The 12566-nt window shown below is 46.7% G+C and carries 14 protein-coding genes; all 14 read right to left on the minus strand.

Annotated elements, in window-relative coordinates; all coding sequences use genetic code 11:
- Positions 1-222 precede the first annotated feature (222 nt).
- A complete protein-coding gene (locus A6049_RS23465; RefSeq protein WP_063566974.1) occupies positions 223-732 on the minus strand; it encodes a DivIVA domain-containing protein in 510 nt (169 codons plus the stop codon).
- A gap of 241 nt (positions 733-973) precedes the next feature.
- Positions 974-1756: a YlmH family RNA-binding protein gene (locus tag A6049_RS23470; RefSeq protein ID WP_063566975.1), complete on the minus strand. Its 783-nt coding sequence runs from the start codon at positions 1754-1756 to the stop codon at positions 974-976.
- Positions 1757-1772: 16 nt separating this feature from the next.
- Entirely contained in the window at positions 1773-2042 is a 270-nt protein-coding gene (locus A6049_RS23475; RefSeq protein WP_301290087.1) for a YggT family protein, read from the minus strand.
- 7 nt (positions 2043-2049) lie between these two features.
- Positions 2050-2517: a cell division protein SepF gene (locus A6049_RS23480; RefSeq protein ID WP_063566976.1), complete on the minus strand. Its 468-nt coding sequence runs from the start codon at positions 2515-2517 to the stop codon at positions 2050-2052.
- Entirely contained in the window at positions 2508-3209 is a 702-nt protein-coding gene (locus A6049_RS23485; RefSeq protein WP_063566977.1) for a YggS family pyridoxal phosphate-dependent enzyme, read from the minus strand. Before A6049_RS23485 ends, A6049_RS23480 begins: the two co-directional genes overlap by 10 nt.
- A gap of 6 nt (positions 3210-3215) precedes the next feature.
- Complete coding sequence (gene pgeF, locus A6049_RS23490) at positions 3216-4109, minus strand: peptidoglycan editing factor PgeF (protein ID WP_063566978.1); 894 nt, start codon at positions 4107-4109, stop codon at positions 3216-3218.
- A gap of 51 nt (positions 4110-4160) precedes the next feature.
- Positions 4161-4514, minus strand: coding sequence for a YlmC/YmxH family sporulation protein (locus A6049_RS23495; protein WP_063567037.1), 354 nt, complete (start codon positions 4512-4514; stop codon positions 4161-4163).
- A 236-nt stretch (positions 4515-4750) separates the two neighbouring features.
- Entirely contained in the window at positions 4751-5533 is a 783-nt protein-coding gene (gene sigG, locus A6049_RS23500; RefSeq protein WP_063566979.1) for an RNA polymerase sporulation sigma factor SigG, read from the minus strand.
- Positions 5534-5644: 111 nt separating this feature from the next.
- Positions 5645-6367 carry an RNA polymerase sporulation sigma factor SigE gene (sigE, locus tag A6049_RS23505; protein ID WP_017687308.1) on the minus strand — a complete coding sequence of 241 codons (723 nt, stop codon included), beginning with the start codon at positions 6365-6367 and terminating at the stop codon, positions 5645-5647.
- Between the two features lie 11 nt (positions 6368-6378).
- On the minus strand, positions 6379-7359 hold the full coding sequence (gene spoIIGA / locus A6049_RS23510; protein ID WP_063567038.1) for a sigma-E processing peptidase SpoIIGA: 981 nt from the start codon (positions 7357-7359) through the stop codon (positions 6379-6381).
- Positions 7360-7612: 253 nt separating this feature from the next.
- Complete coding sequence (gene ftsZ, locus A6049_RS23515; protein ID WP_063566980.1) at positions 7613-8725, minus strand: cell division protein FtsZ; 1113 nt, start codon at positions 8723-8725, stop codon at positions 7613-7615.
- A gap of 150 nt (positions 8726-8875) precedes the next feature.
- Positions 8876-10159, minus strand: coding sequence for a cell division protein FtsA (gene ftsA, locus A6049_RS23520; protein ID WP_063566981.1), 1284 nt, complete (start codon positions 10157-10159; stop codon positions 8876-8878).
- A 293-nt stretch (positions 10160-10452) separates the two neighbouring features.
- Positions 10453-11220: a cell division protein FtsQ/DivIB gene (locus tag A6049_RS23525; RefSeq protein WP_063566982.1), complete on the minus strand. Its 768-nt coding sequence runs from the start codon at positions 11218-11220 to the stop codon at positions 10453-10455.
- Positions 11221-11278: 58 nt separating this feature from the next.
- Positions 11279-12562: a UDP-N-acetylglucosamine 1-carboxyvinyltransferase gene (murA, locus tag A6049_RS23530; RefSeq protein ID WP_063566983.1), complete on the minus strand. Its 1284-nt coding sequence runs from the start codon at positions 12560-12562 to the stop codon at positions 11279-11281.
- Between the last annotated feature and the right edge of the window lie 4 nt (positions 12563-12566).

Raw genomic sequence — 12566 nt, forward strand, 5'->3', positions numbered from 1 at the left:
ATAACGTTCGGCTCACGGTTTCGCTTACACACGGCCAATCCTTCACCGCTTCAGCGTCACTTCTCCGGGGAGATATTCGGCTATAACTCATCCATTGGCTTGCACCAGACGCCAACTCTCTGAGGGATGAGATCATAACGTACTGAACCCGTCATGGAATCACTATTCATTATGAATATAGTTATAGCCTCTTTACAGGCAAAAGTCAACCAGGCGGATAGACTAATAAATTTCCTTCATTTCCCGCTCACGGTCACGGACTTCCTGCTCCCGGCTCTCCAGCGCTTCCCAACCATCCTGAGTCAACAATTCAAGCTGTGCTTCCACAAGTGTACGGAAACGAGCACGATAGATGGACGCCTGCTTTTTGAGCTCTTCGACTTCCAAAGCAATTTTGCGTGATTTAGACAAAGATTCGTTTACGATCCGGTCCGCATTTTTCTCGGCTTCCTTCACGATCAACTGTGCTTCTTTTTTCGCATTGTTCTTCACATCATCCGCAGCTTCCTGCGCAATGATGATCGTTTTGCTCAGCGTCTCTTCAATCGTTGCAAAATGATCAAGCTTCTCCTGAACGGACAGCAACTGATTGCTCAGCTCTTTGTTTTCGCGAATGACGCCTTCGTAATCTTTGATGACTTGATCCAGGAATTCATTGACCTCATCCTCGTCATACCCGCGCAAACGTCGGGAAAATTCCTTGTTGTGTATGTCCAGCGGCGTTAATGGCATGCTGTCCACCTCCTGTAAAAGTTCCTTCCCGGACTGAGAAGGTTTGCAGCATATGGGTTCCACCCAAGGGGCCGTATATGTGATGCCTAATCCTGGCACTAACACGGAATGCAGGATCAGACTCTGATCCTTTGGCGGTCATATCAACCTTTGCACTTTAATGTATATCGGAAACACCGAATGTTTTTTGCACCTTTACCTTAAACATTTCGACAAGAAAGCGGGTTTTCCTGCAACACTCTTAGGCAAATTTGCCGATTTTTACGCGGCAGCGTCCCTTTTTGGTCAACCCATCCTGTTCCATCACCTTGAATCGACCAAATCCTTGAATGGATACCACATCTCCCGCTTTTAGCGCTTTGGACGGATCTTCCTCCACTTTCCAATTCACCCGACAGCGGCCAGCCTTGATCGGAACGAGAACTTTACTACGGCTAAGCCGATACACATCTGCACAGATGCCATCTAAACGCAGGGAAGCCACGGTAATATCCATCGTCTCCAGTTTGCTCTCGGACCATTTCAGCTGATCCAGTGCCAACAACTCCGTAAACACATGTACTCGATGCACCTGATTCAGTTGAAGCGATAAAAAAGCGCCGGTTTCCGACGCCACCACCGTATGGCACCCGTCCTCCAGCACTTGAATATCACCGATCTTGCCACGTTTCATGCCAAGCCCGAGCAGGGCACCCATATAGTCCCCATGCTCCAGCTCTTTGATTTTCTGATCGTCAGACGTAATGCTCATCACCTGCATACCCATATCTTCATCGTCCAGATATCGATAATCCGGTGCAATCAGCGCACGCTTACGTTCAGCTGTTTCATAACCACCATCCAGACGAATCTGTACATCATCTCGACGGTTCACAAGCGTTTGTAAAATAAAGGCCTGTCTGGGATCAAGAAAGTCAGTTAGCTTCATGTCATGATACTTACCTGCACGTTCAACCCAGTCTGAGGCTTTATCCACAAAATCGCGCTCGTCATGACTAAAATGCTCGTAAATTTCACCGCTCATCTATGTTCACCCTACCTTAATATACAAAGTATCGGAGGATGGAGATCAGCCCATTAAGCGCGAGTTGAAGAACGATCAACGCCACAATCGGTGAAATATCCAACACACCGAACAAAGGCGGAATAAATCGGCGGAAAGGTCTTAAATATGGTTCCACAAACTTACCTAGCCATTCACCGATGAAACTCTCCCGTGCGTTGGGAAGCCATGACATCAATATGTAGACAATGACCATGTAAAAGTAAATCTGGTATAACGTGTACAACACGCTTTCAATCTGATACAAAAGTGGCTCACCTCATTCTGTTATAATCTTGCTCGCTGTCAGCCAGTATTTCCGTAATTGATCCCTGAATTTCAACCGTATCTGGCGTACAGAGAAAAATGTTGCCGCCAATTTTTGAAATACCGCCTCCCAGTGCATACACTGTGCCACTCAAGAAATCAATGACGCGAAGTGCCTGATCCTGACGCACCCGCTGCAGGTTAACTACAACTGTACGATGGGAGCGCAGATGGTCAGCAATCTCTTGTGCTTCGTCATAAGAACGCGGTTCATAAAGGACGACTTTAACATTTTTCTGGGAATGAATGCTCACCACATTATTACCCCTTTGGTTTCTACGTTTGTCTAGACTTGAGGTTTCAGCTTCCTGCTGATCAGGATCATGTTCCTCTTGTGCCGCCATACGCTCACGTTCCACAATCTCTTCCTCTTCCTGAAGCCCGAGGAAATTCATAAACTTATTCATTACGCCCATTGCGAACCCTCCTCTTTTCCTACGAGAATCGATCCAAGCCGAACCCAGGTTGCCCCTTCTTCAATCGCCACTTCAAAATCATTGGACATGCCCATCGACAACTCGGTCAATGGCTCCGCTGTCAAAGCTTGTCCATTCAAATGGTCTCTAAGCTCACGCAGTCCGCGAAATACGGGACGTGTAAGCTCCGGATCTTCCTCATGGGGTGCCATGGTCATCAGGCCGATGACCTTCAGGTTGTTGAACGAACTGATTTCACGCAAAAAGGAACTCGCCTGTTCAGGCTGCAAGCCATACTTGCTTTCTTCACCCGAAATATTCACCTGCAATAGTGTTTCCACCTGGATGCCAAGAGACGCCGCCTTTTTATCCAACTCCTTGGCCAGGGGCAAACGATCCAGTGAATGTATGTAACGGAATTTACCGATGACGTCCTTCACCTTATTCGTCTGTAAATGACCGATAAAATGCCAGGTTCCCTGCTGACCGAATGCTTCCCATTTTGCTTGTGCATCCTGCCAGCGGTTTTCGCCAATATGCTCAAGACCGTGGTCCAGCACAGCTCCCGTTGTTTCAAGTGAGACGTATTTCGTGACAGCAATCACATTCACATCTTCACGTTGACGGCCACTGCGCTGACACGCGGCTTCGATCTTCTGATTTACCAGTTGTATACGCTCCTCCAATGACACAGAGGGTCACCTCTCTTCCAGCCCAATCCAGCTCGCCATTCTCCCGGTAATGCCATTTTCTTTACGATACGAGAAAAATAGCTCGGGATTGCAGCTTGTACACCAAGTTGTACATTCGATATGATCCGGCAATATTCCTGCTTTCATCATAATGTGTCGATTGCATTCTTTCAAGTTTAACATCGTTTTGCCATTTGTGGCAGGCCGATATACTTGATTAGATGCAGAGTTCTTGTATTCATCATTACCCGAGGAGTGGTCCAACCAAACCCGTACATGCTGCATAACCGCTTCATCCACTTCATAACAGCAATCCCCAATGGAGGGACCTATTGCAGCATGGATATCCTGTCTGCGACTTCCGTATTCCTGCTCCATCTTTTCGACCATCGATTCGGCTATACCGGCAACAGTACCTTTCCATCCGGCATGAGCAAGCCCCACCGCTTGTTGTACGGGGTCATAGAAATAAAGGGGTACACAATCTGCATAAAAGGAAGTCAGCAGCACACCAGGCACATTGGTGACCAAACCATCCGTATCCTGAAATGCAGACTGTCGATCCAGCAAACCTTTACCCCGCTCTTCAGCCGTGATTACAGCGACATGTTTACCATGTACCTGTTCTCCACAAGTCCAGGATTCCAAAGGGAAACCCAGCTTTTCAGCCACAAGTTTGCGATTACTCAGCACGTTAGCCGGATCATCACCCACATGATAGGCACAGTTTAGACTGGCGTAAGGTGTGCTTCCAACACCACCCTGCCTTGTCGTAAAACCGGCTTTCATATGCTTAAACTGCAATTTCCACGGCTCCACATATAATAACAACGGGTCAGGACCCCAATTTGAGTTCTGGCTTCCCGACCGTATTTCCTTATCCAAAATAAACGGTTCCATCTTCTCACCTCACAACTTCCAGTGTACCAAATGAACCCCGTTCTGTCTCGGTTATATCGTTCGACGCTGGTTCCGATTCAACCGTTCAATACGTTCCACCCGGTCCACCCGGCCGTTCTGCTCGTCATACAAGCGGGCTTCACGGTCACGCTCATCGTAGTTATTTTCCTTCATTTCATCCATTTTAACCAAAATCACATCCGAACCGATCTTCACAATGTTCCTCCAAGGGATGATTAGATCCGTTCCCCCGCCGAATAGCCCCATAAAACGGCTGTAACCTGGCACAACAATTGCTTCAATTCGTCCCTGCTTCAGATCCAGCTCCAAATCGCTAATCTGACCCAGACGTTTGCCATCCGTAATGTTAATAACATCTTTGGTTTGAAAATCCGAAATTTTCATCCCGCTACCGACCGGTTCACCTGTGTTCACTTTCATTTGGTCCCGCCCCCCGATTAATCCGCTTCTGCCCGTTCTCCGCTTCTATACAATATATGTTTCATACGCGAAAAATGTCCTCTTTTTCGAAGGAAAGGCAATGGAACAATTCCAAATCCCTCTGATGTCGAAATCCAAAAAGCAAAAAGACGATCAAAGGGATATTTCTTCCCTTTGATCGTCTCCTGGCTTACCCCTTGTTACGACTTCACATGTTTCTGCATTTGTTGTATCGCTGATTTCTCCAGACGGGATACCTGCGCCTGGGAAATGCCAATTTCATCAGCCACTTCCATCTGGGTTTTCCCTTCGAAAAACCGCATCGACAGAATCATTTTCTCCCTTTGACCGAGACGGTGCATCGCTTCACGCAGTGCAATTTCCTCAATCCAGGACACATCCTTGTTTTTGTCATCACTGATCTGATCCATCACATAGATCGGATCTCCACCATCATGATAGATCGGTTCGAAGAGCGAAACCGGGTCCTGAATGGCATCCAATGCAAAAACCACATCTTCCTTCGGCACATTCAGTACCTCAGAAATTTCAAATATCGTCGGTTCACGGGAATTTTTATTCGTCAGGCTGTCACGCACCTGAAGTGCTTTATAAGCAATGTCCCGCAAGGAGCGAGATACCCGAATTGGGTTATTATCGCGCAGGTATCGACGGATTTCACCGATAATCATCGGCACCGCGTAGGTTGAAAATTTGACATTCTGGGATAAATCAAAATTATCAATGGCTTTCATCAGGCCGATACATCCAACCTGGAACAGATCATCGACAAACTCTCCCCGATTGTTAAAGCGCTGAATGACACTGAGCACCAGGCGCAGGTTGCCATTCACTAATTTCTCTCTTGCTGAGCGATCATGGTGTTGCTGTAGGGAATGAAACAATTCCCGCATTTCTATGTTGGTGAGGACAGGCAATTTTGCGGTGTCCACGCCACAAATCTCGACTTTGTTTCGGGTCATCGTGACTTACCTCCCAAGGAGAAACATTAATGTACATTATCTCCGGGGCAGGCTATTTTATTCGCACTTGGCATCCTTGCCATTAATACCCATTATGAAAAATGCTCCTGTTCAGACCATCTTGTTGAACTCCTTTCGGAGTCTTTTAATGATTCTTTTTTCGAGACGAGAGATATAGGATTGGGAGATTCCAAGCAGATCGGCGACATCTTTTTGTGTCTTTTCCTCCCCATCCGTCAAGCCAAAACGAAGCTCCATAATCATTCGCTCACGCTCGGTTAATTTTTCCAATGCTTTATGCAAAAGCTTCCGGTCTACCTGTTCTTCGATATTCCGATAGATTGTATCGTTCTCTGTACCGAGTACATCGGATAATAATAGTTCATTTCCATCCCAATCAATATTGAGTGGTTCATCAAAAGAAACTTCTGTACGAATTTTACTGTTACGTCTCAGGTACATCAAAATTTCATTTTCGATACAACGGGAAGCATAGGTTGCCAGTTTAATTTTCTTTTCCGGGTCAAATGTATTAACGGCTTTAATCAACCCGATCGCACCGATGGACACCAAATCCTCGATATTGATACCTGTATTTTCGAATTTGCGTGCGATGTATACCACCAGTCGCAGGTTCCGTTCAATCAGCATGGCACGGATAGCGGAATCCCCTGAAGACAACTTTTGCAACAAAAATTCTTCTTCTTCACGTGTTAATGGGGGCGGTAGCGCCTCACTGCCTCCGATATAATAAATCTCTTCACTTTTCAAACCAAGCAGAAATAATAAACGATAGTACTGCAGCTGCGCCACCAGTTTCCATTTTACAAGCATGTACGTTCCTCCTATACCACATTCAGCGGCTTTTCTGTTGCTCCCGCAGAGATAGCCGTAGACTGCGCAGAAGCAGCGTCTTGCACAAGCTCAGGGTGAATCACGGCCTGGTATTTTCCATCGGATGACAGTACGCCCCCGTCCAACCCTATTAATACCTTTGTCGTCTCATAACACATCTCATCCATCGTTACCTTCACCCGGTCTGGCTTCATCGCCAGCATAAATGCAGTTCCTTTGTTAATACCCCGATAGGGTACAAGCCTTAAACGATCCTGCCAGTGGAAATCCTCCTGATCGAGCTCCATGATAAGGTTGTCCGGCGCCTCATCCTTCAACCTGCCCTTCCATGCAGCAGGCAGCATGTCTTGCCATAACGATACCTCCATTACCATGACGGGCATACGTGAAAGAGGGTCTGTGAGTTGATTTCCTGTATCCAGAAGGCCTGTACAAGAAATAGTCACATCATCAATAAAAACCTCCACTTTACCCAAGTACGTTGTCATTCGGTCTGTTTTTCGTTTCGAGCTCTGCACGGCTTTGAATAGAAAAAGCACGGCAAAAAAGACGACAAACGTGAACCAAAAGGCAATTTTCAAATCAAAAGACATTCCACCTGATGCCGTAAACCAAATGCCGTTGAACAATTCCCCAGAGCTTTGCAGCATGTAGTGCACACCCAGAATTCCCCCTGCGGCGACAAAATTGATTACATAGAAGGTACCCAAGGTCCTCATAAATGCCTGAAGACCCTTAAACCCAAATGCAATACTCAGCATCACCAGAGACAATCCAAACTTGATCAAAAAGGTGAACATAAAATCAAACTCCGGTACAAACATCATGACTACGTACAGCGCACCCACGATCGCGGACAGCAACCATCTCCACCAGACCAGCTTCGTTTTGCGCATCCAGGCCGTCAGTCCGATGAGTGCACCGTCAATACACAGGTTCGTCAAAAAAATAAGATCCACATATACAACCACATTCTTCACCTGCCTGCGCGCAACATATCGAAATAACGTTATCCCGATATTCATGAGCATATTCACAAGTATAAGGAGCTCACTTTTCAAAGTCTGTCTAATCATGGGGGGATCGTTCCAACTTTTTTTGTCGGAATTGCTCAGACCCGTTGTTCAGAATTTGTTCAATACGATGTGATAGGATAATAAAAAACAAAAAGACCCGGTTACTCCTATCAGGAGTACCGGGTCTTCATTGAAATCTATTGGAGTATTAATCGTTGTTATTATTGCGTGAACGATTGCGCAAAAATGTCGGAATATCCAGCTGATCATTGCTCGGCTGATTTCCGAAAGGACGCAGGTTCGGCGAACGGTTATCCGCAGGCTCACTTGCTGGAGCAGGTTTGCGTCCAGGTGGAGGCGAAGCAGGCTTGTCCTCAAATCCGGTCGCGATAACTGTAACCTTGATCTCCTCTTTCAGATCCTCATCAATGATGGCACCAAAGATCATGTTCACTTCCGGATCGGAAGCTGAAGTAACAATCTCAGCTGCTTCATTGACTTCATACAGGGACAGGTTAATGCCACCCGTAATGTTCATGATGACACCACGTGCACCTTCGATGGACGTTTCCAGCAAAGGACTCATGATGGCTTTACGAGCTGCTTCAGCTGCACGGTTCTCGCCAGTCGATTCACCGATACCCATCAGCGCAGATCCACGCTCGTGCATGATCGTTTTGACGTCTGCAAAGTCAAGGTTGATCAGACCCGGTACAGCGATCAAGTCAGAGATACCTTGTACCGCTTGACGCAATACATTATCTGCTTGACGAAACGCTTCAAGCATTGGGGTCTTTTTGTCTACAATCTCAAGCAAACGATCATTTGGAATGACGATCAGCGTGTCCACTTTTTCCTTGAGAGCTTCGATACCTTGCTCTGCATGGCTGGAACGTTTACGTCCTTCAAATGTGAACGGGCGTGTTACAACACCCACGGTAAGTGCGCCGCACTCTTTGGCGATTTCGGCAATAACCGGAGCCGCACCTGTACCCGTACCGCCGCCCATACCCGCTGTAACAAATACCATGTCTGCACCTTTCAAGGTGTTCATGATCAAGTCGCGGGATTCTTCCGCTGCTTTTTTACCTACATCCGGGTTGGCGCCAGCGCCAAGACCACGGGTTAATTTATCACCGATTTGCAATTTATGCTCGGATTTCGCGAGGTGCAACGCCTGAGCGTCCGTATTTACCGTAATAAATTCTACACCTTGTACACCGTTTTCGATCATACGGTTGACTGCATTGCTTCCGCCGCCGCCTACACCGATGACTTTAATTTGAGCCAAGCTCTCCATCTCGAAATCAAATTCCAACATATTATTCCATCTCCCCCTCAATGTGCATGGATGGCCCGTCCAATTTTTGATTGAACCGAATCAATTTCATATATCGACGAACGAAAGCGTTTATTTTAGAACCAGCGCATTCAAACGGCTTCAAGAATTGTATGAAATGGATTCAACCTGTTATATAAATTCGCTGAACATATTTTTCAGCCGTTCGAACAGACCTGGTTTTTGCTCCGATTCCTGGGCCGCATTCGGCTTAGGACGGTTGGTCGGTTTTTTGTTGTTATTATTGTTGTTGTTATTTCCACCGCCGTTGTTGATCGAGGGACGAATACGCAAACTGCGGATTACACTGTGCAAAATGCCGACTCCGCTCGTGAAGCCAGGGTCACGCACACCGATATAATCCGGCACCGCAACTCGTACCGAAGCAGCAAGCTCATGCTGAGCTACCTGCAGAACACCCGGCATAGAGACCGTACCTCCCGTTAGTATATAACCTCCAGGAAGATCATTGTAACCAAGACGCTTCACTTCTTGAGAAATCATCTGGAATATTTCTTGAACCCTCGGTTCGATAATAGCCGCCAGATCCTCTTGAGAGAATTCCTTGTCTACGTTGCTGCCGATCCGTGTTACTTTGAACATGACATCCGCAGCAGCATCATCCAGCCATGCGCAGCCATATTTCAATTTTACCTTTTCGGCTTGATCTGTTAATGTGCGCAGACCATAGGCAATATCATTCGTTACAAACTCCCCACCAATAGGTAGCGTTGAAGTTGCAACGAGACTGTCTTCTTCGAAGATGGCGATGGTTGTAGCCCCTGCTCCGATATCAACAAGCACGGAACCCATCGTTTTTTCATCCTTGGACAATGCAAGCTGACCTGCTCCAAGTGACATGAGTACCAAATCACTTACTTTCAGACCCGCTTTTTCCACGCAGCGCAAAAGATTATGTATCGCGGTTTTTGCACCCGTAATGATGGTCGCCTCTACTTCCAGACGAACACCAATCATACCACGGGGGTCCTGTATGCCCTCCAAGCCATCTACAACATACTGCTTGGCTACAACATCAATAATTTCCCGTTCCGGTGGAACCGCAATCACTTCGGCTGCTTTCAACACCCGCTCCATGTCTTCTTCTCCGATTTCACGATCCTCGTTAGACACTGCCACGACGCCGTGACTGCTCATCAGTCCGATATGATTTCCCGAGATTCCAACATATACTTCGGATATTTGAATACCTACCATACGTTCTGCATGATCCACTGCATTACGGATCGATTGCACCGTCTGATCGATATCTACGATTACACCTTTGCGAATTCCCTCCGAGTCGGCAGATCCAACTCCAATAATATTAAAGGTTCCATTATTCATTTCCCCAATAATAGCGCGAATTTTGGATGTACCGATGTCCAAACTAACAATGATGTCATTGTTGCTCAAGTCTGTGGCACCTCCTGACTCCAAATAGTAAAATACGTTCGGGTTTAAACACTCTTAAAATATATTCAACACACTTTAGGCTTTCCCTCTTTTTTCTACAATTTTTTTGGGTGCCAAGATCTGGTTGCGAGACATAAAACCTTGAAGAAAAAAGAAGGAGGCAACTCAAGTGCCATAAGTTCAAGTGTATCATTTTTTCTTCGTCTCAGAAAGAACAACTTTCATTGGATAAAAGGGGCTAAACCCCGATCCCGCCTGGTTTTGAATACTTCTCTACCGAATAAAGGCGGAAATCAGGGAGTTGCTCCTGGTTCAGCATCTTCTTCCGGGTTATCCGGAATGAAAGGCACGTACGTATCAGCCTCTAGCATCGTGATTTTCCCTGGCCGTTCCGTCTCAATGACCTGGTTGAGATACTCTACCTTATCGGACAATAGAGAAACAGTTGTAATCACTTCAAACTGTGACTTGGTATACATCCGAATCTGATCCGGGAATGAAGGTGTAGGATTCGGAATAATCTCTGAAATATCCGTCGTTAGTTCATTCGGGATCTTGGCCAACGCTTCACTCAGCTTGGCCTTGAGCGGATCGTCCGCCTTCCACTGGGTCAAAATCGGTTTCTCAACCGCAACGCCAATGGTGGCAGGAACCGTTAAGCTTGTCCCGCTTGCCAGTATGGCTTTTAGCGTACCGTCAGAACCAAGTTCATACGCAACCGTTGGATATTCCTGCACCTTGATAAGAATAGTACCCGGAAATTGTTTATCCACAGTTACGGTTGATATAGCCTTGATCGTTTTCAGTCGCTCAATCACATCAGCAGAGGTTGTCCCAAAAAACTGTTCGCCCTCCTTCAGACCGCTTTTCTCCAGCAGTTCCGAAGTTGTTGTGTATACATTACCCGTAATCTCAATTGCCGAAATCCGACTCATCGAAGAACGAAAAAAAAGTACAGCAAGTAATACAATAAAAAGAAGTAAAAGAATAAATACGATTTTACGGCTTGTGTTTCGTTTGGGCCGATTCTTCTTCAGAACCGGAATTTGACTTTTAGGCATAGGTCGCGCTCCACAAAGCCTCCGGCCCCCTTCCCTTAAGAAGGGGACTCAAAGGACGTTAATTGGCAAAATCCAGCTGCTTCGAAACGGGGGACTGTCGCTCAACCGAAGCTCCAAGACTCTGAAAGAGCTTCTCGATACGATCGTACCCTCTATCAATATGATGTACTTGCTCCACAACCGTTTTTCCCTGGGCAGCAAGGCCAGCAATGACTAGTGCTGCACCTGCACGCAGATCGGTTGCTTCCACTGTAGCCCCGTACAAACGGGGAACGCCACGGATAAATGCTGCATTCATGTCTACCGAAATATCGGCTCCCATGACATTCAGCTCATCCACATGTTTGAACCGACCCTCGAATACCGTTTCCTTCATCACACTGAAACCGTCTGCCAGACTGAGCAGCACCATAATTTGCGACTGCAGGTCTGTTGGAAATGAAGGATACGGAGAAGTCACAATGCGGTCTACTGATTTGGGACGGCTCATACAGCTCACCGTCATTATATCATTGCAGACTGTGATTTGAACACCAGTACGCTTCAACACATGTATAAGGGAAGTAAGATGAGCCGGATTGCAGTGTGTAAGCGTTACATTCCCTCTCGTTGCTGCGGCTGCAATCATCACCGTTCCTGCAACGATCCGATCAGGTATAATTTCGTAAGAACAAGGCTTGAGTTTCTCCACACCATTAATGGTGATCGTATCCGTTCCAGCACCGATAATCCGTGCACCCATTGCATTCAGAAAATGTTGCAAATCCTGTATCTCAGGTTCTCTGGCTGCATTAAATATCGTTGTTGTACCCTCAGCCGTAACAGCTGCCATCATAATATTTTCTGTGGCTCCTACACTGGGGAAATCCAGATGAATGTCTGTACCCACCAGCTTGCGCCCGCGGCATATGATCTGCTGATCCAGCTCTTCAATCGAAGCTCCGAGCGTCTCAAGGCCCCGAAGGTGAAGATCAATTTTACGTTCCCCAATGGCACAGCCACCTGGCTGGTACACGGATACTTGCCCAAACTTAGCCAGTAATGGTCCCATTAAAAAAATGGAAGAACGCATCTGCTTCATGAGATCCTCAGGCACATCATATGACCGGATGGACGATGTATCTATCGTCACTGTTCCCTGTTCATGCCGACACGTGCATCCAAGTCGTTCCAGGATATACAGCATCACTTCAATGTCCAGCAAGTGTGGAACGTTGTGCAGCGTAACTTCTCCGTCTGCCAACAAACTTGCGGCCATAATCGGTAAAGCGGCATTTTTTGCTCCATGGATGCGTATGGATCCTGAGAGGGGTTTCCCGCCTTCAATCACCAATTTGTCCAATGTA

The organism is Paenibacillus sp. O199 (genome assembly GCF_001636635.1).
GTDB lineage: Bacteria > Bacillota > Bacilli > Paenibacillales > Paenibacillaceae > Paenibacillus > Paenibacillus marchantiae.